General features: G+C 74.0%; 22 protein-coding genes and 1 riboswitch. Of the genes, 12 read left to right on the top strand and 10 right to left on the bottom strand.

Annotation, left to right across the window (positions count from 1 at the left end; translation table 11 throughout):
* Positions 1–3 precede the first annotated feature (3 nt).
* On the top strand, positions 4–2,418 hold the full coding sequence (locus tag ABZ565_RS28420; protein ID WP_361032801.1) for a DUF3488 and transglutaminase-like domain-containing protein: 2,415 nt from the start codon (positions 4–6) through the stop codon (positions 2,416–2,418).
* A 398-nt stretch (positions 2,419–2,816) separates the two neighbouring features.
* On the opposite strand, the gene ABZ565_RS28415 is transcribed toward ABZ565_RS28420, so the two are convergent.
* From ABZ565_RS28415 to ABZ565_RS28405, 3 genes are all read right to left on the bottom strand, one after another.
* The gene (locus tag ABZ565_RS28415; protein ID WP_361032798.1) at positions 2,817–3,215 is read right to left on the bottom strand and encodes a DUF3040 domain-containing protein; all 399 of its coding nucleotides are present in this window, start codon (positions 3,213–3,215) and stop codon (positions 2,817–2,819) included.
* A gap of 280 nt (positions 3,216–3,495) precedes the next feature.
* Positions 3,496–4,254, bottom strand: coding sequence for a methyltransferase (locus tag ABZ565_RS28410; protein ID WP_361032795.1), 759 nt, complete (start codon positions 4,252–4,254; stop codon positions 3,496–3,498).
* A gap of 97 nt (positions 4,255–4,351) precedes the next feature.
* Positions 4,352–4,879 (bottom strand): SAV_6107 family HEPN domain-containing protein, encoded by a 528-nt coding sequence (locus tag ABZ565_RS28405; RefSeq protein ID WP_361032792.1) that lies wholly within the window; start codon positions 4,877–4,879, stop codon positions 4,352–4,354.
* Positions 4,880–5,045: 166 nt separating this feature from the next.
* On the opposite strand from ABZ565_RS28405, the gene ABZ565_RS28400 reads away from it, so the two are divergent.
* From ABZ565_RS28400 to ABZ565_RS28380, 5 genes are all read left to right on the top strand, one after another.
* On the top strand, positions 5,046–5,813 hold the full coding sequence (locus tag ABZ565_RS28400; RefSeq protein ID WP_361032789.1) for an ATP-binding cassette domain-containing protein: 768 nt from the start codon (positions 5,046–5,048) through the stop codon (positions 5,811–5,813).
* Positions 5,785–7,872 (top strand): YhgE/Pip domain-containing protein, encoded by a 2,088-nt coding sequence (locus ABZ565_RS28395; protein WP_361032786.1) that lies wholly within the window; start codon positions 5,785–5,787, stop codon positions 7,870–7,872. Before ABZ565_RS28400 ends, ABZ565_RS28395 begins: the two co-directional genes overlap by 29 nt.
* Positions 7,873–7,901: 29 nt before the next feature.
* Positions 7,902–8,513 carry a TetR/AcrR family transcriptional regulator gene (locus ABZ565_RS28390; RefSeq protein WP_361032783.1) on the top strand — a complete coding sequence of 204 codons (612 nt, stop codon included), beginning with the start codon at positions 7,902–7,904 and terminating at the stop codon, positions 8,511–8,513.
* 352 nt (positions 8,514–8,865) lie between these two features.
* Positions 8,866–9,495 carry a DUF4126 domain-containing protein gene (locus tag ABZ565_RS28385; RefSeq protein ID WP_361032780.1) on the top strand — a complete coding sequence of 210 codons (630 nt, stop codon included), beginning with the start codon at positions 8,866–8,868 and terminating at the stop codon, positions 9,493–9,495.
* Positions 9,496–9,533: 38 nt separating this feature from the next.
* Entirely contained in the window at positions 9,534–11,045 is a 1,512-nt protein-coding gene (locus ABZ565_RS28380; protein ID WP_361032777.1) for an NAD(P)/FAD-dependent oxidoreductase, read from the top strand.
* A gap of 13 nt (positions 11,046–11,058) precedes the next feature.
* On the opposite strand, the gene ABZ565_RS28375 is transcribed toward ABZ565_RS28380, so the two are convergent.
* The 5 genes from ABZ565_RS28375 to ABZ565_RS28355 form a co-directional block, all read right to left on the bottom strand.
* Positions 11,059–11,910 (bottom strand): hypothetical protein, encoded by an 852-nt coding sequence (locus tag ABZ565_RS28375; RefSeq protein WP_361032774.1) that lies wholly within the window; start codon positions 11,908–11,910, stop codon positions 11,059–11,061.
* A gap of 50 nt (positions 11,911–11,960) precedes the next feature.
* The gene (gene metF, locus ABZ565_RS28370) at positions 11,961–12,878 is read right to left on the bottom strand and encodes a methylenetetrahydrofolate reductase [NAD(P)H] (RefSeq protein ID WP_361032771.1); all 918 of its coding nucleotides are present in this window, start codon (positions 12,876–12,878) and stop codon (positions 11,961–11,963) included.
* Between the two features lie 140 nt (positions 12,879–13,018).
* Positions 13,019–13,672 carry a thiamine phosphate synthase gene (gene thiE / locus ABZ565_RS28365; protein ID WP_361032768.1) on the bottom strand — a complete coding sequence of 218 codons (654 nt, stop codon included), beginning with the start codon at positions 13,670–13,672 and terminating at the stop codon, positions 13,019–13,021.
* 94 nt (positions 13,673–13,766) lie between these two features.
* Positions 13,767–14,132: an Rv2175c family DNA-binding protein gene (locus ABZ565_RS28360; protein ID WP_361032765.1), complete on the bottom strand. Its 366-nt coding sequence runs from the start codon at positions 14,130–14,132 to the stop codon at positions 13,767–13,769.
* 65 nt (positions 14,133–14,197) lie between these two features.
* Positions 14,198–15,436 carry an FAD-dependent oxidoreductase gene (locus tag ABZ565_RS28355; protein WP_361032762.1) on the bottom strand — a complete coding sequence of 413 codons (1,239 nt, stop codon included), beginning with the start codon at positions 15,434–15,436 and terminating at the stop codon, positions 14,198–14,200.
* 97 nt (positions 15,437–15,533) lie between these two features.
* Positions 15,534–15,645: riboswitch (TPP riboswitch) on the top strand.
* On the opposite strand from ABZ565_RS28355, the gene thiO reads away from it, so the two are divergent.
* The 5 genes from thiO to ABZ565_RS28330 all read left to right on the top strand — a co-directional run bounded on the left by thiO (position 15,643) and on the right by ABZ565_RS28330 (position 20,819).
* On the top strand, positions 15,643–16,818 hold the full coding sequence (gene thiO / locus ABZ565_RS28350) for a glycine oxidase ThiO (protein ID WP_361032759.1): 1,176 nt from the start codon (positions 15,643–15,645) through the stop codon (positions 16,816–16,818). (Overlaps the previous riboswitch by 3 nt.)
* Entirely contained in the window at positions 16,815–17,033 is a 219-nt protein-coding gene (thiS, locus tag ABZ565_RS28345) for a sulfur carrier protein ThiS (protein WP_361032756.1), read from the top strand. Before thiO ends, thiS begins: the two co-directional genes overlap by 4 nt.
* A gap of 2 nt (positions 17,034–17,035) precedes the next feature.
* Positions 17,036–17,830, top strand: a complete 795-nt coding sequence (locus ABZ565_RS28340) for a thiazole synthase (protein WP_361032753.1) — start codon at positions 17,036–17,038, stop codon at positions 17,828–17,830.
* A 182-nt stretch (positions 17,831–18,012) separates the two neighbouring features.
* The gene (gene pknB / locus ABZ565_RS28335; RefSeq protein ID WP_361032855.1) at positions 18,013–19,953 is read left to right on the top strand and encodes a Stk1 family PASTA domain-containing Ser/Thr kinase; all 1,941 of its coding nucleotides are present in this window, start codon (positions 18,013–18,015) and stop codon (positions 19,951–19,953) included.
* An 8-nt stretch (positions 19,954–19,961) separates the two neighbouring features.
* Entirely contained in the window at positions 19,962–20,819 is an 858-nt protein-coding gene (locus tag ABZ565_RS28330) for a deoxyribonuclease IV (protein ID WP_361032750.1), read from the top strand.
* A gap of 19 nt (positions 20,820–20,838) precedes the next feature.
* On the opposite strand, the gene ABZ565_RS28325 is transcribed toward ABZ565_RS28330, so the two are convergent.
* Positions 20,839–21,471, bottom strand: coding sequence for a sulfite oxidase-like oxidoreductase (locus ABZ565_RS28325; RefSeq protein ID WP_361032748.1), 633 nt, complete (start codon positions 21,469–21,471; stop codon positions 20,839–20,841).
* A gap of 153 nt (positions 21,472–21,624) precedes the next feature.
* Between ABZ565_RS28325 and bfr the strand changes: the two genes are divergently transcribed.
* Positions 21,625–22,104 (top strand): bacterioferritin, encoded by a 480-nt coding sequence (gene bfr, locus ABZ565_RS28320; RefSeq protein WP_361032745.1) that lies wholly within the window; start codon positions 21,625–21,627, stop codon positions 22,102–22,104.
* A gap of 6 nt (positions 22,105–22,110) precedes the next feature.
* On the opposite strand, the gene ABZ565_RS28315 is transcribed toward bfr, so the two are convergent.
* A complete protein-coding gene (locus ABZ565_RS28315; RefSeq protein WP_361032742.1) occupies positions 22,111–22,353 on the bottom strand; it encodes a (2Fe-2S)-binding protein in 243 nt (80 codons plus the stop codon).
* Positions 22,354–22,484 lie beyond the last annotated feature (131 nt).

The raw sequence follows: 22,484 nt of genomic DNA, 5'->3' as shown, positions 1-22,484 counted from the left end.
GTCATGAGCGGCCGGGGCCGGCTGGCGCTGGCCGCCTTCGCGGCGACGCTGATGGCGTCCTGTTCGATGCTGCCGCTGGTGGACCCGTTCAGCTGGCTCGTGCAGGCGGCGTTCCTGCTGGCCGTGCAGTGCGGGGTGGGCGCGCTGGGCCGCCGGGTGCCGTTGCCCCGGCTGCTGACGGCCGCCGCCCAGGCGCTGGTCATGGTGGTGCTGCTGACCGTGGCGTTCGCCCGGGAGCAGGCGGTGGCGGGCGTGCTGCCCGGACCGCAGGCCCTGCGGCAGCTCGCGGACCTGCTGACGGCCGGCGGGGACGACGTCGGGCGGTACGCGATCCCGGCGCCGGCGACCCCGGGCATCCGGCTGATGCTGGTGGGCGGCGTCCTGCTGGTCGGTCTCGTGGTGGACACGCTGGCGGTGACGTTCCGCAGCGCGGCCCCCGCCGGGCTGCCCCTGCTGGCGCTGTATTCGGTGGCCGCCGGGCTGGCGGAGGGCGGTGCCGGCTGGCTGTGGTTCCTCCTGGCCGCCTGCGGCTATCTGCTGCTCCTGCTGGCCGAGGGGCGTGACCGGCTCTCCCAGTGGGGCCGGGTCTTCGCCGGGGCGGCGCCGCCCAGGGGCGGTTCGTCCGCCGGGCTCGACACCTCGGGCGGCGGCCGGGCGCTCGCCCCGGTGCGCACGGGGCGCCGGATCGGGGCGGTGGCCCTCGGGATCGCACTGGTCGTGCCCGCGGCGCTGCCGGCGCTCGACGGCGGCCTGCTGGCCGGAACGGGCGGCGGGAACGGCAAGGGGGGCGGGGGCGGCACGATCTCCGCGGTGAACCCGCTGGTCTCGCTCCAGGACAACCTCAACCAGCCGGAGAACCGGCAGGTGATGTCGTACCGCACCAACGCGAGCAGCCCGAGCGACTTCTATCTGCGCATCCTGGCCCTGGACCAGTTCAACGGGAACGAGTGGCGCGCCTCGACGCGCGGGCTCCAGGACGTGCCGAAGCGGTTGCCGGCTCCGGCCGGTCTCTCCCCGTCCGTGGCGGTCACGGAGGTCAGGTCGACCGTCTCGGCGTCGGCCTCCTACAAGCAGACGTATCTGCCGCTGCCCTACCCGGCGTCCGAGGTGCGGGTCGGCGGCCGGTGGCGCTTCGAGCCCGAGGGGCGCACGCTCGTCGGTGACGACGGGGAGACCACCGGCGGCGCGCAGTACACGGTGACCAGCCTCGACGTCCAGCCGACGTCCGACCAGCTGGCCCGCGCGGGCGCGGTGGACCCGGAGCTGCTGCGCGAGTACACGCAGGTGCCGGATTCGCTGCCGGCGGTGGTCGCGCGGACGGCCGACGAGGTCACCCAGGGGGCGGCCAACTCCTACGAGCGGGCGGTGAAGCTCCAGGACTACTTCTCCACCGACGGCGGGTTCACCTACGACACCTCGGTCGACTCCGGTACGGGCAGCGCGGCGATCGCCCGCTTCCTGAAGGACAAGCAGGGCTTCTGCGTCCACTTCTCCTTCACGATGGCGGCGATGGCCCGGACGCTGGGCATCCCGGCCCGGGTCGCGGTGGGCTTCACACCGGGCAGCGCCCAGGCGGACGGTTCGTACGCGGTGGGGCTGCGCGACGCGCACGCCTGGCCCGAGCTGTACTTCGAGGGGATCGGCTGGACGCGCTTCGAGCCGACGCCGACGCGGGGCTCCGTCCCGTCGTACACCCTGCCCGACACGCCGTCCGGTGACACGGCGGACCCGGCCCGGCCGGAGGCGGACGCCTCGGCCCCGGTCGCGGCCACGCCGTCCGTGTCGGAGAGCTGCCCGGCGCAGATGCGCAAGCAGGGCGAGTGCGGCCCGTCGGCGGCGCCCGGTGCCGCCGCGCCGAAGGACCCGGGGACACCGACGGGCGCCGTGCTGGGCGTGGCCGCCGCGGTGGTGCTCGTCCTGGTGCTGCCCCTGCTGCCGATGTTCTGGCGGCTGCGGGCGCGGGCCCGCCGCCTGGGTTCCTCGGGCGGCCGCACCCCCGCCGACGCGACCGCGCGGACGCTGGCGGTGTGGCGGGAGGTCACTGATACGGCGTGGGACCACGGCATTCCCCCGGACGAGGCGCTGACCCCGCGCCGGGCCGCCGAGCGGCTGGTGCGCCTGGGCCGGCTGGACACGGAGGCGGCGGACGCGGTGCACCGGGTCGCGGGCGCGGTGGAGCAGGTGCTCTACGCCCGTGAGCCGCGCCCGGCGTCGGGCCTCGCCGAGGACGCGCAGGCGGTACGCACCGGTCTGGGCCTGTCGGCCGGCCGCCCGGCCCGCCTCCGCGCGCTCCTCGCCCCCCGCTCGTCCGTACGGGTGGCCTGGGCCCTGTCGAAGCGCCGGACTGCCCTGGCCGCCCGCTTCCGCCTGCCGCCCCGTCCGTCCTGGACCCGCCGCCCCACCCGCCAGGAGGGCTGAGGGGGGCCGCGCGCGGCCCGGGAGCGGGCGGGGGGCGGGCGCCCACGGTCCGGGGCGGCCGCCGGGGGCAGGGCGGCGCGCCTGCTGCGCACCCGCCACGCGGGGCGAGGCGCGGGGCGGCTCACGTGCTGCGGCCCGCCACGCGGGGCAAGGCGCGGACGCCCGCACCCACGCGGATGCCCTGTCCGCACTGGCGTCGTCCGCACCGGAGTCCGCCGTCCGGGGCCCGCACCCCGGCCGGCCCCACGCGGACCTCCCGTCCGGGGCCCGCACCCCGGCCCACCCCACGCGGACGCCCCGTCCGCACCGCATCGGGTGCCGGCCGCCCAAGGCCCCCGCACACGTGAAGGGGCGGCCGCGATACCCGCGGCCGCCCCTTCAGCTGAAGCGTTCTGTGACTACTGTCCCTGCTCGTCGCGGCGGCGTTGCCACCGTTGTTCGATCCGGTTCATCACGGACCGGCGCTGCCGGGACTGCCTGCGGTCACCCGCGCCACCGGTGCGCACCGACTGCTGTTCGCCCGGCTTGGGTGCCTTGCGCCATCCCGTGACCGCGAGCACCGCGCAGCCCAGCATGACGAGGAAGCCCACCACGCTGATCCAGATCTGCTGAGCGACCATTCCGGCCATGAGGAGCGCGATACCCACCAGAAAGCCAGCGACCGCCTGGTAGACCCGTCGCCGGGTGTACGTACGCAGCCCACTTCCCTCGAGCGCTGTCGCGAACTTGGGATCTTCGGCGTACAGCGCTCGCTCCATTTGCTCGAGCATTCGCTGCTCGTGCTCCGAGAGCGGCACGGAGTCCTCCTCGTCGTCGGCCGCGGGGGGCGGCCGGTATGCGGCCCTTCCAGGATAGGCAGGGAATCGCCCCCGTGAAACCCGCCCTCATTGCCAAACAGCCAGTCCGGGCCGCCACGACGGCTCAGCTGCTGAGTTGATTCCCCAACCTCCGATCCGTCATGCCGGATGGTGTCCCCCGATCATACGGGGCCGGAGCGCCGAACGGGGCTCTCGGTGCGTACTCCGTCTGCCGCTGCGTCGCTGATCAGCCGCGCTGCCGCTGGTAACCCCCCGGGGTTCAGCCCCGCTTGGTGCCCAGGACGTGCAGCTGGGTGGCCACGGAGTGGAACGCGGGCAGTTCGGCGGCGGCGGCCTCCAGCCGGAGCAGGGCCTCCATCGCGCCCGGCTCGGTGTCCACCAGGACCCCGGGAACGAGGTCGGCGAAGACCCGGACCCCGTGCACGGCGCCCACCTCGATGTCGGCGGCCGTGACCAGCTCGGTCAGCTGCTCGGCCGTGTACCGCCGGGGCATGGGGTCCCCGTCGCCCCAGCGGCCCTGCGGGTCGCCCAGCGCGTGCCGCGCCTCGTTGAAGTGACCGGCGAGGGCGCGGGCCAGGACGGCACCGCCGAGACCTGCGGCGAGCAGGCTCAGCGCCCCGGCCGGCCGGAGCGCCTCCACCGCGTGCCGTACGCCCTCGGCGGGATCGTCCACGTACTCCAGGACGCCGTGGCAGAGCACCGCGTCGTAGCCCCCGCGCTCCACCACGTCGAACAGGCCGAGGATGTCGCCCTGCACCCCGTGCACCCGGTCCGCGACCCCGGCCTCGGCGGCGCGGCGCTCCAGCGCGAAGAGCGCGTTGGGGCTGGGGTCGACCACGGTGACCCGGTGGCCGAGACGGGCGGCGGGCACCGCGAAGTTGCCCGTGCCGCCGCCGGTGTCCAGCACGTCCAGGGCGTCCCGGCCGGTCGCCTTGACCCGGCGGTCGAGGGCGTCCTTCAGGACCTCCCAGACCACGGCGGTACGGAGGGAGGCACGGGGGCGCAGCGGGTCCGACACGGCAGTTGACTCCTCGGCACGGGCCGCCCGGGGGCGGAGCGTGAACAGCGCAGGTAACAGGTACCGCCCACCCTATTGCCTGGCGCCGCCCCCGCGGTCACCCCGCGTCGGGCCGCTCCCCGCGCGGCTGCGGCAGCGCCGGCTGGAGCACGAGCAGCCGCTCCACGAGGCGCAGGAACATGGCGGCGTCGCGCAGCAGATCGTCGGCCTGCCGCCGACTGGCGGCGCCGGGTATGCCCGCCTCGGCGCGGGCCCGCCGGGCGGCGCCGGACGCGAAGAGGGCGCTCCACTCGGCGAGCTCTGGGGCCAGCTCCGGAAGGATCTCCCAGGCGCTGCGGATCGGTTCCCGGCGCCGGCGCGGGGGCTCGGGGCGGGCCCGTGCGGCGAGGACGGCGGCCGCGGTGCGCAGGGCGGCGAGGTGTGCGGTGGCGTACCGCTCGTTGGGCACGGAGAGGACAGCTGCCTCGTCCAGACCGGCGCGGGCCTGGGCGAGGAGATCGAGGGCGGCGGGCGGTGCGGTGGTGCGCCGGACGACGGGGTGGACATCGCGGGCCGGGCCGGTCGGTGAGGGAGCAGGGCCGTCTGCGCGGCGTCGCGGGGCGGCGGCTGCGGACGAGTGGGCCATGACAGAACCTCCTGTCTCGGTGACGGCTCCGTGGCCGTCTGTATCCATCGTGACGACCCCCACTGACAATCGACCCCGGCGCGGCTCTGACCTGGGCTTTTGCTTCGATCGCAAGTTCGGGCTACTTTTTGAACTGACCAGTCAGTTCAAATGAGGGGTGGGGTGCGTGGAGAGTCCGCACGGGGCGGCCGTCACCGCCGAGGGTCTGGGGCTCGACGGGCCGCGCGGCTGGGCCTTCCGGGGCGTGAGCTTCCGCGCGGACCCCGGCGCCCTGATCGCCGTCGAGGGCCCCTCCGGCTCCGGCCGCACCTGCCTGCTGCTCTCCCTCACCGGCCGGATGCGCCCCACCGAGGGCGAGGCCGCGACCGCCGGCCTCGCCCTGCCGCGCCGGGCCGCCGCCGTCCGCCGCGTCGCGGCCCTGGGCCCGGTGCCCGGGGTCAGCGAGCTGGACCCGGCGTTCACGGTCGCCGAGCACCTGCGCGAACGGGCCCTGCTCCTGCGCCGCTACGACGGCTCCCCGCGCGCCCTGCTGCGACGGCCCCGTGAGCGGACCGCCGCCGCGCGCGCCCGGATCGACGCCGCCCTGGACGCCGCCGGGCTCGACCCCGCCACGCTGCCCAAGGCCGAGCGCACCGCCGTACGGGATCTGGAGCGGACCGAGGCGCTGCGGCTGTCCGTGGCCCTCGCGCTGATGGGCCGGCCCCGGCTGCTCGCGGTGGACGACACCGATCTGAAGCTGTCCGACGCCGAGCGGGACGAGGTGTGGCAGCTGCTGCGCTCCGTGGCCGCTGCCGGGACCACCGTCCTGGCCGTCTGCAGCGAGGCCCCCGAGGACGCCGTCACCGTACGCACGGGCACCGCCCCGGAAACCACCGACGCCACGACGCACGAGGAGGAACCGGCCGATGCGTTCGCCGAGACTGGCCGCGCTTGAGCTGAGGCGCTTCGGCAGGGGGCGGCTGCCGCGCGCCGCCCTCGCCGCGCTCCTGCTGCTCCCCCTGCTCTACGGCGCCCTCTACCTGTGGTCCTTCTGGGACCCGTACGGCCGTCTCGACCGCATCCCGGTCGCCCTGGTCAACGACGACAAGGGGGCGACCGCCGACGGCAAGCGCATCGCGGCCGGTGACGAGATCACCGGAAAGCTCCTCAAGTCGAAGACGTTCGCCTGGCACGAGGTGAGCGCCGCCGAGGCGGACCGGGGCGTCGAGGACGGCACCTACTACCTCTCGCTGCGCATGCCCGCCGACTTCAGCGCGCGCATCGCCTCCAGCGCCGGTGACTCCCCCGAGACCGGCGCGCTCCAGGTGCGTACCAACGACGCCAACAACTACATCGTCGGGCAGATATCCCGGACCGTGTTCTCCGAGGTCCGCACGGCCGCCTCGGCCAACGCCTCGCGCGGATTCCTCGACCGGATCTACATCGGTTTCTCCGACCTGCACGACCGGACGGCGAAGGCGGCGAAGGGCGCGGGCGACCTCAAGGACGGGATCGGCAAGGCGAAGAAGGGCTCCGAGGACCTCGCGGACGGGCTGAAGGGCGCGAAGGCCGGCAGCGACAAGCTGGCCGGCGGAATCGTGAAGCTGAACAAGGGCGCGGGCGACCTGGAGACCGGTTCGCGCCAGGTCGCCGACGGCACCCAGCTTCTCGCCGACAAGGTCAACGGGGTGGCCGCCGACGTGCGTCCGTTCCTGAAGGACAACGGGAAGGCCATCGGCGACACCGCCCGGCTGGTCGCCGACGCGTCGAAGACCGTACGGGACAACCTGGACCTGCTCGCGAAGGCGGCGCCCGCCGCCGCCACCGCCGCGCACACCGCCGCCGACGACCTCACCGACGTCCACCGCACCCGGTGCGAGGAGCAGCCGGTCCCCGACCCCGCCGTCTGCCCGCCCCTGAAGCGGGCCGTGACGGCGGCGGCCGACGTCGCCGCCGTGGCCGACGACGTGAACGCCCTGGTCAAGAACCAGAACGGGGATCTGAAGCAGCTCCGCACCCGGCTGACGACGCTGGAGAAGCAGGCGAAGGCACTCGCCGCGCGCTCCCCGCGCCTGGACGAGGACCTGGAAGCCGCGGTCAAGAAGATCAACGCGCTGAACACCGGCGCGCACAAGGTCGCCACCGGCGCGGACCGGCTGCACACCGGCCTGGGCACGGCGAAGACGGGCTCGGCCGACCTGGACACCGGCGTCGGCAGGCTCAAGAAGGGCGCCACGAGCCTCGACAAGGGGCTGGTCCGCCTCAAGGACGGATCCACCACGCTCGCCCAGGGGCTCGGCGACGGCGTCGGCAGGATCCCCGACTACGGCAAGAAGGACCGCGACGCCCGTACGGAGGTCATGGCGGACCCCGTACGACTGGCATCGCAGTCGCTGCACTCCGCCCCGAACTACGGCACGGGCTTCGCGCCCTACTTCATCCCGCTCTCCCTCTGGGTCGGCGCGATGGTGGCGTACATGCTGATCCAGCCGCTCAGCAGGCGTGCCCTGGCCGCCGGGGCCCCGGCCCGGCGGATCGCCCTCGCGGGCTGGCTGCCGGTGGCCGGGATCGGGCTGCTCCAGACGGCCGCGCTGATGTCCGTGCTGCACTGGGGCCCCGGCCTGGACATGGCGCACACCGCCGGCACCCTCGGCTTCCTGGCGCTGGTCACCTGCTGCTTCGCGGCGATCGTGCAGTGGCTGAACGCCTGCTTCGGCGCGGCCGGGCGCATCCTCGTCCTCGCGCTGCTGATGCTCCAGCTGACCTCGGCCGGCGGCACCTACCCCGTGCAGACCAGCCCCGGCTTCTTCAACGCGATCCACCCGTACCTGCCGATGAGCTACGTCGTGGAGGGGCTGCGCCGGCTGATCACGGGCGGCGGGCTCGGACCGGTCTGGCAGGCCTGCGCGGTGCTCGCGGCCTTCACCGCCGGGGCGCTCGCGCTGACCGCCCTGTCGGCCCGCCGCAAGCAGATGTGGACACTGGAGCGGCTGCATCCCGAGCTGAGCCTGTGACCGTGCCGGGACCTGTGAGAATCAGGTCCATGGAAAGCAGTAGCAGCGCGCGCCGCCAGGCCACCCGGCAGAAGCTCTACGAAGCGGCCGTCACCCTCATCGCGGAGAAGGGCTTCTCGGCGACCACGGTGGACGAGATCGCCGACCGGGCCGGGGTCGCCAAGGGCACGGTCTACTACAACTTCAAGAGCAAGACCGAGCTCTTCGAGGAGCTGCTGCGCCACGGCGTCGGGCTGCTCACCTCCTCGCTGCGCGCGGCGGCCGAGGAGACCGGCGCCCGCGGCGGCAGCCGGGTCGAGGCGCTGGACGCCATGATCCGGGCCGGTCTGGTCTTCATCGACCGCTACCCGGCCTTCACCCAGCTGTACGTGGCCGAGCTGTGGCGCACCAACCGCGCCTGGCAGTCCACGCTGCTGGTGGTGCGCCGCGAGGCGGTCGCCGTGGTGGAGGGCGTCATCGCGGAAGGCGTGGCCGGCGGCGAGCTGAGCGAGGAGATCGACGTGCCGCTGACGGCGGCGGCGCTGGTCGGGATGGTGCTGGTGGCGGCGCTCGACTGGCAGGCGTTCCAGCCGGAGCGCTCGATCGACGACGTGCACTCGGCGCTGTCCCTGCTGCTGCGCGGCCGCGTCAGCGGACACTGAGGCGCGCGCCCGTACGCACGGAAGGCGCCGGTCGCGCGTGGCCCGTCCCCCGAGCCCGCCCGACCGGCGCCTTCCGTGCTGCCGGAGGACCGTCCCCCGTGACCCCGTTGCCTCCGTGGTCCCGAAGTCCTCCGTCGCGCACCCCCGTTCGGAAGGGAGGTGCCGCCCCACCACCGCCGCCCCGTGCCGGCGGTGGCGGGGCGGCGCCCCTTCCGTGGGCACCCACTCTGCCGTTCCGGCAGGTCAAGGGCCATCCGTGCGGCTACTCATCCAGCGCTCTGAGTACGGGTACTCAGAGCCGGGTTTCGCGCACCCTGCCGGAATGCCGGACCCGCTGGCTACGATCGCCTGCGTGTCGGTACTCCCTCTGGTGTTCACAAGCGGCTGGGCGAGCGGGATCAACGCGTACGCGGTGGTCCTCCTGCTCGGCATATTCGGCGCGACCGGTGTCAGCGACGAGGTGCCCGCCTCGCTCCAGCGCACCGACGTGCTCGTGGTCGTCGCGGTCCTCTTCCTCTGCGAGGCGGTCGCCGACAAGGTCCCGTACCTCGACACCGCGTGGGACGCGGTGCACACGGTCGTCAGGCCGGTGGCGGGCGCGGTCGTGGCGGCGCTGCTGGCCGGCGAGAGCGGTTCCCTGCCGGAGATCGCGGCCGGTGCCATCGGGGGCTCGACCGCGCTGGTGAGCCATCTGGTGAAGGCCGGGACGCGGATGGCGGTCAACACCTCCCCCGAGCCGTTCAGCAACATCGCGCTGAGCGCCGCCGAGGACCTGGGCGTCGCGGGCATCGTCACCTTCGCGATCTTCCATCCGTGGATCGCCGCCACCCTCGCCGGAACGCTCCTGGTGGTGGGTCTCGCGCTCGTGATCTTCCTGGCCTCCCGCATCCGCCGGTTCTGGCGCCGCAGGGCGCAGCGCCGCGCGGAGAAACGCGGGGTGCCGCAGCCCGTCATTCCCCCCTCCGGCGCTCCCTGGGGCTGACGGCGGGGCTGTCGGTGGCGGCCGTTAAGGTCGCCTGCATGGCACGAATTGCGGTGATCGGCGCCGGCATGGGCGCGATGGCGGCGGCCGCCCGGCTGGCCGTGGCAGGCCACCGGGTGACGGTGTACGAGCGGTCGGAGACGTACGGCGGCTCGCTCGGCCGGTACGCCGACGAGGGCTTCACGTTCGACACCGGCCCCGGACTCCTCCATCTGCCCGCGGTCTACCGCGACCTGTTCGTGAAGACCGGCAAGGAGCCGCTGGAGCGGTGCGTCACGCTGACCCAGGTGGACCCGGCGAGCCGGCACCTCTTCGCCGACGGCACCTCCGTGTCCCTGCCGAACGCCTCGCGCGCCGGGACCGTCGCCGCCCTGGACGCCGCGCTCGGCGGCGGGGCGGGCGCGAGGTGGGGGGCCTTCCTCGACCGGGCCAGGGACGCCTGGGACCGCTCGCGGCGGCCGCTCCTGGAGGAGCCGCTGCGCCCCGACTGGCAGGTGCTGGGCCGCGACCCGTATCCGGCCGAGGAGCGCCGGCGGCTGCTGCGCCCGGCGCGGCGGGCCGGGACGGTGGCGGAGATCGGCGCCTGGGAGCTGGCCGACCCCCGGCTGGCGGCCCTCCTCGACGGATACGCCCTCGCCTACGGCCTCGACCCCTCGCGCGCCCCGGCGAGCGCGGCCCTCCTGCCGTACATGGAGGAGACGTTCGGCACCTGGTACGTGGGCGGCGGCCTGCGGGCGCTGGCCCGGGCGGTGTACGAGCGGTGCCTGGCCCGGAAGGTGGAGTTCGTCTTCGGCGCCGAGGTGGCCCGGGTCGTGGAGAAGGACGGCCGCGCGGCGGGCGTGGAGCTGGCGGACGGGACGGTCGCGGAGGCCGCCCACGTGGTGCTCGGGGCCCGGCCGTGGCCCGGCCTGGTGCCGGGTCAGGAGCCGTGGGCCGACGGGGATGTGACGGTGCGTGCGGCCGGGGCCGGGGCCTGTGGCCGGTTCGTGGTGATGCTGTCGCTGCGCGGCGGGCGGCCCGCGGACGCCGTGCACCGGACCGTGGTGCACCCGGCGGACGGGGCGGCCGAGCGCGAGGCGGTGTTCGGGGGCCGGACCGCCGCGCACCCCACGGTGACCGTGCTGCGCCCCGACGACCCGTCCACCCGCCCCGACGCGGAGCACGAGGCGGTGACGCTGGTGGCGACGGTGGCCCCGCACGGCCCGGTGGACTGGACGGACGAGGCACTGCGGGCCCGGTTCGCGGACACCCTGACCGAGGCGGCGGGCGCCGCGGTGCCGGGCCTGCGGGAGCGGGTGCTGCGGACGCGGGTGCGGACGCCCGCCGAGACCGCCGCGGACACGGGCGCCGAGGGCGGTGCCGTGCCGCCGCCGACGCTGGGCGGTGCCGGGGGCGCGTTCCTGCACGCCGCCAACCGGACCCGGCTGCCGGGCCTGTTGCTGGCCGGCGGCTGGTCGCATCCGGGCGGCGGACTCGCGCACGCCGGCATGTCCGGGGCGCTGGTCGCGGGGACCGTGGTGGAGGGTGAGGGCTTCCGCGGCTCGCGCTGAGGCGGGCGCGCTTTCAGTAGCGGTACTGCTCGTTGTGGCCGGTGTCGTAGCCGTTCGGGTACGGGGCCTGGGCGGCGGGCTGCTGCTCGCCCTCGCGCTGCTGCGGCACCCAGACGCCGCCCGGCGGGGTCTCCGAGCCGTAGGTGTCGCCCTGCGCGTAGGGGTCGGCGTACTGCTGGCGGTCGCCGTAGCCGTCGTAGTTCCCGTAGCCGTCGTACGTGCCGTACTGCGGGGTGCTCGCGGTGGTGCCGATGTACGGGTCGGAGTAGGCGGCGTAGCTCTGCGGGTCGCTGCCGTAGTCGTACTGCCCGGCCCCGGCGTAGGTGTCCTGGCCCTCGGACTGGTGGACCGGGTAGCCGTAGGCGTCGTACGCGTCGTGGCTCTGCGCGGCCTGGGGCTCGTGGGCCGGGCGGGGCGGGGCGGGGTCGGTGTAGACACCGTACTGGCCGGTGTCCTCGGGCATCGGTTCGGTCGCGTAGACGGCGGTGGGGGCGGACGGCGGGGCGGACGGGGCGTCGGGGGCGCCGCCCTCGTACTCCACCTCCAGGTCCGAGACCTCCAGCGTGGGCTTGCGTTCGGCCGCGCCGCGCCGGCGGCGGCTCGCGCCGGGCTTGCCCCCTATGGCCCAGCCGGTGGAGAAGCCCTTGCGGAACGAGAGCGTGACGTAGGTCTGGCCGGTGGCGAAGGCGACCGCGCCGAGGGCGATGACGGGAACGGACGGCATCAGGACGCCGATCACCACGCAGAGGAAGCCGGTGAAGGCGAGGAGGCGCCAGCGCAGCCGCGCCTTGTACTGCAGCAGCACTTCGCCGAGCAGCCACAGCGCGACGACACCGAACGCGATGTAGAGGACTGTCCAGCCCATGCCCGCCCCCTTCTACGGCCACCGCCCCGGACGGTGGCGGGTACGGCCGGTCACGACTGCTTGTGCAGTCCGAGATTCTCGTAGATCTCGAGCGTCGCAGTCGAGTTGTTCAGCGTGATGAAGTGCAGTCCGGGCACACCCTCGGAGAGCAGCTTCGCGCTGAACCGCGTTGCGAAGTCGATGCCAATGGAGCGTACAGCGGCGGGGTCGTCCTTGGCGGCGAGGATGCGCTCTTTCAGGTCGTCGGGCAGCTTCGCGTCGCTGAGCTGGGAGAACCGCTCCAGTTGCCGGACGTTGGTGACCGGCATGACCTCGGGGATGATCGGGGTTTCGCAACCCGCCGCGACCACCCGGTCACGCATCCGGAGATACGCCTCCGGATCGAAGAACATCTGCGTGATCGCGTAGTCGGCGCCCGCGCGGCACTTGTCCACGAAGTGCCGGACGTCGGTGTCCCAGTCGTCGGAGCGCGGGTGCCTCTCGGGGAACGCCGCGACGCCCACGCAGAAGTCGCCGGCCTCCTTGATCAGCCGGACCAGGTCCGCCGCGTACTTCACGCCTTGCGGGTGCTCGACCCAGGGGCCCATCGGGTCGCCCGGCGGGTCCCCGCGCACGGCGAGGATGTTCCGGATGCCGGCGTCCGCGTACTGGCCGACCATGTTGCGCAGTTCGGCGACCGAGTGGTCGACGGCCGTGAGGTGGGCGACCGGGGTGAGCGTGGACTCGGCGGCGATGTCCTGGGTGGCCTTCACCGTGCCGGCGCGGGTGGAGCCGCCGGCGCCGTACGTCACCGAGACGAAGCTCGGCGCGACGGCCTCGACCCGGCGCAGCGCGTTCCACAGGTTGCGCTCGCCCTTCTCGGTCTTGGGCGCCCAGAACTCGAACGAGTACGAGGTCTCGCCGGTCGCGAGCATCTCACGCACGGTGCGCGCGTGATCTGTCCTGGTGGAGGGTGTGCCAAGGGCCATACGGGCAGGTTAACCAGGGCGGGGCGGGCTCCCAACCGAACCGGAGTCATTTGCCGGAATTGACTGATTCTTGTCCATCCTTCGGACAGGTTCGTCCCAGGCCCGTGCCCGGTGCCGCCGCTCCGAACGCGGCCGTCCCGTCAGGCTCCGGCGCGCTCGCGGACCCGTCGTGCCAGCTCAGCGGCGGCGGCGCCCGGGTCGGACGCCTCGGTCAGGGCCCGTACGACGACGATCCTGCGGGCCCCGGCGTCCAGCACCTGGTCGAGGTTGTCCGCGTCGATGCCCCCGATGGCGAACCAGGGGCGGGCGGGGGCGAGCGAGGCGGCGTAGCGGACGAGGTCGAGACCGGGCGCGTGGCGGCCGGGCTTGGTGGGGGTGGGCCAGCAGGGGCCGGTGCAGAAGTAGTCCACGCCGGGTTCGGTGACGGCGGCGTCGACCTCGGCCTCGGCGTGCGTGGAGCGGCCGATGACCGGCTCGGCGCCGATGACCGCCCGGGCCGCCGGCACCGGCAGGTCGCCCTGGCCCAGGTGCAGCACGTCGGAGCCGATGGCGTGGGCCACGTCCGCCCGGTCGTTGACGGCGAGGAGCTTTCCGTGCCGCTTGCAGGCGTCCGCGAGGACCGCGAGGTGGTCGAGCTCCTCCCCGGCCTCCATCCCCTTGTCGCGGAGCTGGACGATGTCCACCCCGCCGGCGAGGACCGCGTCGAGGAAGTCGGGCAGGTCGCCCTGGCGCCTGCGCGCGTCCGTGCACAGGTAGAGCCGGGCGTCGGACAGCTGCGCACGAGGTGTGGACATGGTGCGGTTCCCCCCGGGGAAGACGGCGGTCGGTGGTGCGGCGCGGGGAAGCGGGCCGCCCGCTCGCACGGTGCGGCCCGCTTCCCCGGTCGGTTCAGACGGCGAGCGCCTGGGCGCGGCGCTTCACCTCCGTGCCGCGATTCTCACTCAGTGCCTGCGCGGGGGTGCCGGGCAGGGTCGGGTCGGGGGTGAAGAGCCATTCGAGCATCTCCTCGTCGGAGAAGCCGTCGTCCTTCAGGAGCGTCAGGGTCCCGGAGAGGCCCTTGACCACCTTGTTGCCGTCGATGAAGGCGGCCGGCACCTGAAGCGTCCGGTTCTCGCCACGGCGTACGGCGATGAGCTGGCCCTCCTTGACCAGCTGCCGCACGCGCGTCACCTCGACATCGAGCATTTCCGCGATGTCGGGCAGGTGGAGCCAGGCAGGGACGAGAGCATCGATCTTTGCGTCAATCTCGGTCACGGGACAAGCCTGCCATCCCGGACTGACAGCCGAAACCCGGACTCGGCCCTTCAGGTCCCGCGCGGTCACGGCAGAACCGCCGACTTGAGCGGTACGGACGGGTCCCCGGCCCGGTCCGCGTCGAGCCGGGGGCCCGCCTCGATGAGCCGGCGCCCCTGGGCCAGGTCGCGCGGGCGGCCGACCGCGAGCACCGCGGCCAGGGCGCCGTCGCGCAGCCAGCACACCGACCAGGCGGGCCCGGCCGGGTCGCCGCGCCACAGCAGGGTGTCCGCGTCCGCGTGGTGGCCGGCGTACTGCACGAACCGGCCGAACTGCTCGGACCAGAAGTAGGGCACCGGGTCGTAGGGCGGGATGTCCGCCGTGTCCTCGGCGGCGGCGATGTGGGCGGCGGCGGTCCTGGGGCCCTGGAGGGCGTTGTCCCAGTGGTGGACGACCAGGCGGGTGCCGTAGCGGGCCGAGGGGAAGGAGGCGCAGTCGCCGACCGCGTACACATCGGGCAGCGAGGTGCGCAGCGCCGCGTCGGCGGTCACCGAGCCCTCGGGCCCGAGCGCGATACCGGAGCCGGCCAGCCAGCCGGTGGCGGGGCGGGCGCCGATGCCGACGACGACCGCGCCGGCCGGGAGGGTGCGCCCGTCGGCGAGGACCACCGTGCCGGGCTCGACGCGGGCGACCCGGGCACCGGTGAGGAGCCGGGCGCCGCTCTCCTCGTACCAGGCGGCCATCGGGGCGGCGACCTCGGCGGGCAGGGCGCCGGCCAGGGGGCGGTCCGCGGCCTCCACGACGGTGACCTCGCAGCCGGCGGCGCGGGCGGCGGTGGCGAACTCGGCCCCGATCCAGCCGGCGCCGACGACCACGACGGGGTGCCCCGCCTCCAGGACGGGCCGCAGCCGGGCCGCGTCGTCGAGGGTGCGCAGCAGATGGACGCCGGGGACCCCGTCGGAGCCGGGCAGGGCGACGGGTTCGGCGCCGGTGGCGAGGACCAGGACGTCGTAGGGGACCGGGCCCTCGGAGGTGTCCAGTTCGTGGTCGCCGGCGCGCACCCCGGTGACCTCGCAGCCCAGGCGCAGGGCGATGTCCAGGTCCTCGAAGTCGATGTCGAAGGCGGACTCCTCGGCCTTGCCGAGCAGCACCGCCTTGGACAGCGGGGGCCGGTCGTAGGGCTGGTGGGGCTCGGCGCCGATCAGCGTGACGGGGCCGGTGAAGCCCTGTTCCCGCAGGGCGACGGCGGTCTGCACACCCGCCATGCCCGCGCCCGCCACGACGACCCGGCGTTCCGTCCGCTCTGCCCGCTGCTGCTCGCTCACCCGCCCACCTTACGTACCTGACGTGCCGTCAGGAAAGGGGCGGCCCCTCCCCCGGCCCTCCCTACCCGGTCCGCCGGGCGGGGTCTAGGCTGGCCACCGTAAGACACGCGGGAGCCCGGGCGCACCGGGCTGAGAGGGAGGCTGGCGGCCTCCGACCGTACGAACCTGATCCGGGTCATGCCGGCGAAGGGAGGGGCTGGACGCCCATGCGCACCCATCCCACCGAAGGGTCCGACGTCCTCGTCATCGGGGGCGGCATCATCGGCCTGGTGACCGCCTGGCGGGCCGCACAGCGCGGCCTGTCCACCGCGCTCGCCGACCCCGAGCCGGGCGGCGGAGCGGCCCGGGTGGCGGCCGGAATGCTGGCCGCCGTCACCGAACTGCACTACGGCGAGGAGACGCTGCTCGGGCTCAACCTCGCCTCCGCCCGGCGCTATCCGTCGTTCACGGCCGAGCTGGAGGAGGCGAGCGGGCAGGACATCGGCTTCCGCGCCTGCGGCACCCTGGCCGTCGCGCTCGACGCCGACGACCGCGCCCATCTGCGCGAACTCCACGAGCTGCAACGCCGCTCGGGCCTGGAGTCCGAGTGGCTGACCGGGCGCGAGTGCCGCCGCCTGGAACCGATGCTCGCCCCGGGCGTGCGCGGCGGCCTGCGGGTGGACGGCGACCACCAGGTCGACCCGCGCCGCCTCGCCGCCGCGCTGCTGACCGCCTGCGAACGGGCCGGGGTGGTCTTCCACCGCCACCGCGCCGACCGCCTGTCCGTGGTCGCGGACCGGGCCGCGGGAGCCGTGCTCGACGAGGGTACGGAGGTGGCCGCCGGGCAGGTCGTGCTCGCCGGGGGCAGCCTCAGCGGGCGGCTCGCCGGGGTCCCCGCCCACGTCCTGCCGCCGGTGCGCCCGGTCAAGGGCCAGGTGCTGCGCCTCACCGTGCCCCCGGCGTACGCCCCCTTCCTCTCGCGCACGGTGCGCGCGGTGGTCCGGGGCAGCCATGTCTACCTCGTACCGCGCGAGAACGGTGAGCTGGTGGTCGGCGCCACCACCGAGGAGATGGGCTGGGACACCACCGTCACGGCGGGCGGGGTCTACGAGCTGCTGCGCGACGCCCACGAGCTGGTGCCCGGCATCACCGAGCTGCCGCTCACCGAGACCCGCGCCGGCCTTCGCCCCGCTTCCCCCGACAACGCCCCGCTGCTCGGCCGCACCGCGCTGCCCGGCCTCCACCTCGCCACCGGCCACCACCGCAACGGCGTGCTGCTCACCCCCGTCACCGGGGACGCCATGGCGTCGCTGCTGGCCGAGGGCGAGCTGCCCGAGGCGGCCCGCCCCTTCTCCCCCGGCCGGTTCGCCCCGGCCCCCGCACCCCAGGAGCAGCCCGCATGACCGAGCCCACCCCGCTCACCGTGTCCGTGAACGGCGCACCGGCCGTCGTCGCCGCGGGCACCACCCTGGACGCCCTCGTCGCGACGCTGACCGACGCCCCGACGGGGGTCGCCGCCGCCCTCAACGAGACCGTGGTGCCGCGCAACCAGTGGCCCGCCGCCGCGCTCACCGACGGCGACCGGGTCGAGGTCCTGACCGCGGTCCAGGGAGGCTGACGATGTCCGACGACCTGTTCACCCTCGGCGGCAGCGACTTCACCTCCCGGCTGATCATGGGCACCGGCGGGGCTCCCAGCCTGGAGGTGCTGGAGCGGTCGCTGCTCGCGTCCGGCACCGAGCTGACCACCGTCGCCATGCGCCGCCTCGACCCGACCGTGCAGGGCTCGGTGCTCTCCGTGCTGCGGAAGCTGTCCATCCGGGTGCTGCCGAACACCGCCGGCTGCTACACCGCCGGGGAGGCCGTGCTCACCGCCCGCTTGGCCCGTGAGGCGCTGGGCACGGACTGGGTCAAGCTGGAGGTGGTGGCCGACGAGCGGACCCTGCTGCCCGACCCGGTCGAGCTGCTGGACGCCGCCGAGATCCTGGTGGACGACGGGTTCACCGTGCTGCCGTACACCAATGACGACCCGGTCCTGGCCCGGAAGCTGGAGGACGTGGGGTGCGCGGCGGTGATGCCGCTCGGCTCCCCCATCGGCTCGGGCCTGGGCATCCGCAACCCGCACAACTTCCAGCTGATCGCCGAGCGGGCCGGGGTGCCGGTGATCCTGGACGCCGGCGCCGGGACCGCGTCGGACGCGGCGCTCGCGATGGAGCTGGGATGCTCGGCGGTGATGCTCGCCTCGGCGGTGACCCGGGCCCAGGAGCCGGAGCTGATGGCCGCCGCGATGCGGCACGCGGTGGAGGGCGGGCGGCTCGCGTACCGGGCCGGGCGCATCCCGCGCCGCCACTTCGCGGAGGCGTCTTCGCCGACGGCCGGGCGAGCGGTGCTCGATCCGGAGCGGCCGGCGTTCTGAGCGTCACGCGCCGCCCCGGTCCGGGCCAACGTGCCGGAATCCACAGTTCCGGGGCCCGGAGGCCGTTGGAGGCCGGGATTCCGGCCTCGGGCGGCGCGCCCCTGTCACGGCTCGGCTTCAGTACTGCGCCGGGTTCGCCCCACAGCGGCGGGCCCGTCCGCGGCGGCTCGTAGACTCGCATGGTGGATACGACCCTCCAGGACCCCCTCGTCGGGCAGCTGCTCGACGGCCGCTACCGCGTCGATGCCCGCATCGCCGTGGGCGGCATGGCCACGGTCTACCGGGCCATGGACATGCGGCTCGACCGCGTGCTCGCCCTCAAGGTGATGCACCCGGCCCTGGCGACCGACGCCTCGTTCGTCGAGCGCTTCATCCGCGAGGCCAAGTCGGTGGCGCATCTCGCCCACCCCAACGTGGTCGGGGTCTTCGACCAGGGCGCCCAGGGTCAGTACGTCTACCTGGCCATGGAGTACGTCGCCGGGTGCACGCTGCGCGACGTGCTGAGCGAGCGCGGCGCGCTCCGGCCGCGGGCGGCGCTGGACATCCTGGAGTCGGTGCTCGCCGCCCTGGGCGCGGCGCACCGGGCGGGCTTCGTGCACCGCGACATGAAGCCGGAGAACGTGCTGATCGGGGACGACGGCCGGGTCAAGGTCGCCGACTTCGGTCTGGTCCGGGCCGTCGACGCGGTCACGAACACCACCGGGACGATCCTCGGCACCGTCTCGTACCTCGCCCCGGAGCAGATCGAGCACGGCACGGCGGACACCCGGGCCGACGTGTACGCCTGCGGGGTCGTGCTGTACGAGATGCTGACCGGCGACAAGCCGCGTGACGGGGAGTCCCCCGCCCAGGTCATCTACCAGCATCTGCACGAGGACGTGCCACCCCCGTCCGCCGTCGTCCCCGGTCTCGCGCCCGAGCTGGACGCGCTGGTGGCGAGCGCCACCGCCCGGGACCCGGAGGCCCGCCCGTTCGACGCGGTGGCGCTGCTCGCCGGGGCCCGCCGGGCGCGCGCCGCGCTCACGGACGCGCAGCTCGACGCCGTACCGCCGCGGGCCCGGCCGGAGCCCGGTGCGGACGGTGCGGCGGAGGGGAGCGACGCGCGGACGACGGTGATCCCCCGGGTACTGCCGAAGGACCTGGGCACCGCCCACCACACCAGCCGGCTGGAGATGCCCCCGCCCACGCCCTCGCAGCACCCGCTGCCGCCGCGCCGGAGGGGGCCGCTCGGCAGCCCTCGGCGCGGGCTGATCGCGGCGGTCCTGGCGGTGCTCATCGTCCTGGGCGTCGGCGGCGGCGTCTGGTACATCAACTCCGGGCAGTTCACGAAGGTCCCCTCGCTGCTGGGCCAGACCGAGAAGACGGCCGAGAAGCGGCTTTCGGACGCGGGCCTGGAGCTCAAGGGCGTGAAGCGGGCCTTCAGCGACACCGTCGACCGGGGCAAGGTCATCAGCAGCGACCCGAAGTCCGGCGCGCGGATCAGGGGCAACGGCTCGGTCTCGCTCGTCGTCTCGCGCGGTCCCGAGATCGTCGACGTGCCCGACGTCGTGGGCGTCCGGCTCGCCGACGCCAAGCGGCAGCTGAAGGAGGCGGGCCTGCTCCCGGGCATGGTCACCAAGGACTTCAGCGAGGACGTGGCGGCCGGCGAGGTGGTGCGTACGGACCCGGAGGCGGGCACCGGGCGCCACCCGGACTCGGCGGTCGCGATCGTCGTCTCCAAGGGCAGTCCCGTCGAGGTCCCGGACGTCACCGGGCTCTCCGTCAAGGACGCCACCGACACGCTGGCCGACGAGGGCCTGAAGGCGAAGGTGAAGCCCGGCCGGGTGCACTCGCCGGAGGACGAGGGCGACGTCACCGTCCAGTCACCGGAGGAGGGCGCCGAGGCGGCCGAGGGCGACACCGTGACGCTGACGGTCTCCGACGGTCCGCGCATGGTCGACGTGCCGGACGTGGTCGGCAAGGACGTGGACGACGCCACCGACGAGCTGGAGGCGGCGGGCTTCGAGGTCAATGTCGACCATGGGTTCCTCTCCTTCAGCGACAAGGTCGCCAGCCAGTCCGTGGACGGCGGCGACCGGGCGCCCGAGGGCAGCACCATCACCATCAAGACCAAGGGACTGTAGAGATCCGTATGCGCAACCCCGTCGGCGGCCATGTCCCCGTGGCCGGCGGCCTCGCCAAGACCGGCCTGCCCTACGCCCGCGGAATGGGCGCCGAGGCCGTCCAGGTCTTCGTCGCCAACCCGCGCGGCTGGGCCACCCCGGCCGGGAATCCGGCGCAGGACGCCCTGTTCCGCGAGCAGTGCGCCGCCGAGTCCGTACCGGCCTACGTACACGCCCCGTATCTGATCAACTTCGGCTCGCACACCCCGGCGACGGTGGAGCGGTCCGTGGAGTCGCTGCGCCACTCGCTGCGCCGGGCCCGGGACATCGGGGCGCTGGGCGTCGTGGTGCACACCGGGTCGGCGACCGGCGGGCGGCCCCGCGAGGAGGCGCTGGCGCAGGTGCGGACGCACATGCGGCCGCTGCTGGACGAGCTGACGCACGACGACGACCCGTTCCTGCTGCTGGAGTCCACCGCCGGGCAGGGTTCCTCGCTCTGCTCGCGGACCTGGGACTTCGGTCCGTACTTCGAGGCGCTGGACGCCCATCCGAAGCTCGGCGTCTGCCTGGACACCTGCCACATCTTCGCGGCGGGGCACGACCTGGCCGGTCCCGGCGGGATGAAGGAGACGCTGGACCTGCTGGTGGACACGGTCGGCGAGGGCCGGCTGAAGCTCATCCACGCCAATGACTCCAAGGACGTCTCCGGCGCCCACAAGGACCGGCACGAGAACATCGGCTCGGGCCACATCGGCGAGGAGCCGTTCCGCGAGCTGTTCACGCACCCGGCCACCGAGGGCGTGCCGCTGGTCATCGAGACGCCGGGCGGCAAGGAGGGCCACGCGGCGGACGTGGCCCGGCTGCAGGCACTGCGCGACGGCGGGTGACGCAGGCCGGGAGCCCGGTTCAGAGTTCGGGGCCGTCCCCGGGCTCCTCCTGGTAGGAGTAGCGCTGTTCTCTCCAGGGGTCGCCGATGTTGTGGTAGCCGCGCTCCTCCCAGAAGCCCCGGCGGTCGGCGGTCATGTACTCGATGCCCCGGACCCACTTGGGGCCCTTCCACGCGTACAGGTGGGGGACGACGAGCCGGAGCGGGAAACCGTGCTCGGCGGTGAGCAGTTCGCCGCCCTTGTGGGTGGCGAACAGGGCCCGGTCGGAGAGGAAGTCGTCCAGCCGGAGGTTGGAGCTGAAGCCGTACTCGGCCCAGACCATCACATGCGTGACCTGAGGGGCGGGCGGCGCGAGGGCGACCACATCGCGGGCGAGCACACCGCCCCACTCGGCGCCCAGCATGCTGAATTTAGTGACGCAGTGGAGATCGGCGACGACCGAGGAGAACGGCAGCGCCGAGAATTCCTCGTGGTTCCAGCAGTGCTTCTCACCGTCGGCGGTCGCGCCGAAGACGCGGAATTCCCAGCGCTCCGGTTTGAACTTGGGGACCGGCCCGTAGTGGGTCACCGGCCACCCACGCTGCAGCCGCTGGCCCGGCGGAAGCTCGGACTGCTCTGACGCGCGGTGTTCCCGGCTTTCCGGCTGACCCATGACTCCATGGTGACAGACAGGCGGGGGTGGTCGTGACCAGGGCGGAGGCGATTCGGGCAACTCATACTAAGCATGCACTTACTGGACGGTCACCGGGGCGGGTGCGAGGATGCCGCCAACGTGCCCGGTTCACCGTTGGAAGGAGCCTCTGCGATGCAGGGCGACCCCGAGGTCATCGAGTTCCTGAATGAACAGCTGACCGCCGAATTGACGGCCATCAACCAGTACTTCCTGCACGCGAAGATGCAGGACAACTTCGGCTGGACCAAGCTCGCGAAATACACGCGCGCCGAGTCCTTCGACGAGATGAAGCACGCGGAGATCCTGACCGACCGCATTCTCTTTCTCGACGGTCTGCCGAACTACCAGCGGCTGTTCCATGTACGGGTCGGCCAGACGGTCACCGAGATGTTCCAGGCGGACCGGCAGATCGAGGTCGAGGCGATCGACCGCCTCAAGCGCGGGATCGAGCTGATGCGCAACAAGGGCGACATCACCTCGGCGAACATCTTCGAGTCGATCCTCGCGGACGAGGAGCACCACATCGACTATCTCGACACCCAGCTCGATCTGGTCGAGAAGCTGGGCGAGCCGCTGTACATCGCGCAGCTCATCGAGCAGCCGGAGAGCTGACCGCGCTCAGGCGGCCTCGGGGAGCCCTGCCACCGGAGCCGCGGCGGTGGCGGACGTCTGCTTCCGGTCCAGGAGCTCGCGGCGCGGGCAGGCGCCCCGGCCGAGCATCGCCTGGATGGTGCGGACACAGCCGCCGCAGTCCGTGCCCGCCTTGGAGGCGGAGGCGATCTGGCGGGGCGTACAGGCGCCGGCGGCCGCATGGTCCTTGACCTGCTGCTCCGTAACGCCGAAGCACGAGCAGACGTACATGCGGTTCACCTCCCGGGCGGGGACGGGTCATGGATGCCGCCCCGATGATCGGTGAGGCTAACCTAACCTTACCCGCCGCCCGGGGGTGGCAGAAGCCCGGGAACGCCCTGTGGGGCACGGATCACATCGAT

Source organism: Streptomyces sp. NPDC016469, assembly GCF_040632905.1.
In the GTDB taxonomy this organism is placed as follows: Bacteria; Actinomycetota; Actinomycetes; order Streptomycetales; family Streptomycetaceae; genus Streptomyces.
Note: the sequence above shows the minus strand (reverse complement) of the source record. Positions and strands in the feature narration are given on the sequence as shown.

What these genes read in the sequence shown, in the direction of transcription:
- metF (WP_361032771.1), bottom strand. Translation starts at nt 12,878, where the DNA reads ATGGCCCTTGGCACACCCTCCACCAGGACAGATCACGCGCGCACCGTG.
- bfr (WP_361032745.1), top strand. Translation starts at nt 21,625, where the DNA reads ATGCAGGGCGACCCCGAGGTCATCGAGTTCCTGAATGAACAGCTGACC.
- ABZ565_RS28330 (WP_361032750.1), top strand. Translation starts at nt 19,962, where the DNA reads ATGCGCAACCCCGTCGGCGGCCATGTCCCCGTGGCCGGCGGCCTCGCC.
- ABZ565_RS28340 (WP_361032753.1), top strand. Translation starts at nt 17,036, where the DNA reads ATGTCCGACGACCTGTTCACCCTCGGCGGCAGCGACTTCACCTCCCGG.
- ABZ565_RS28420 (WP_361032801.1), top strand. Translation starts at nt 4, where the DNA reads ATGAGCGGCCGGGGCCGGCTGGCGCTGGCCGCCTTCGCGGCGACGCTG.
- thiO (WP_361032759.1), top strand. Translation starts at nt 15,643, where the DNA reads ATGCGCACCCATCCCACCGAAGGGTCCGACGTCCTCGTCATCGGGGGC.
- thiS (WP_361032756.1), top strand. Translation starts at nt 16,815, where the DNA reads ATGACCGAGCCCACCCCGCTCACCGTGTCCGTGAACGGCGCACCGGCC.
- ABZ565_RS28390 (WP_361032783.1), top strand. Translation starts at nt 7,902, where the DNA reads ATGGAAAGCAGTAGCAGCGCGCGCCGCCAGGCCACCCGGCAGAAGCTC.
- ABZ565_RS28380 (WP_361032777.1), top strand. Translation starts at nt 9,534, where the DNA reads ATGGCACGAATTGCGGTGATCGGCGCCGGCATGGGCGCGATGGCGGCG.
- ABZ565_RS28395 (WP_361032786.1), top strand. Translation starts at nt 5,785, where the DNA reads ATGCGTTCGCCGAGACTGGCCGCGCTTGAGCTGAGGCGCTTCGGCAGG.
- ABZ565_RS28405 (WP_361032792.1), bottom strand. Translation starts at nt 4,879, where the DNA reads ATGGCCCACTCGTCCGCAGCCGCCGCCCCGCGACGCCGCGCAGACGGC.
- ABZ565_RS28315 (WP_361032742.1), bottom strand. Translation starts at nt 22,353, where the DNA reads ATGTACGTCTGCTCGTGCTTCGGCGTTACGGAGCAGCAGGTCAAGGAC.
- ABZ565_RS28375 (WP_361032774.1), bottom strand. Translation starts at nt 11,910, where the DNA reads ATGGGCTGGACAGTCCTCTACATCGCGTTCGGTGTCGTCGCGCTGTGG.
- thiE (WP_361032768.1), bottom strand. Translation starts at nt 13,672, where the DNA reads ATGTCCACACCTCGTGCGCAGCTGTCCGACGCCCGGCTCTACCTGTGC.
- ABZ565_RS28325 (WP_361032748.1), bottom strand. Translation starts at nt 21,471, where the DNA reads ATGGGTCAGCCGGAAAGCCGGGAACACCGCGCGTCAGAGCAGTCCGAG.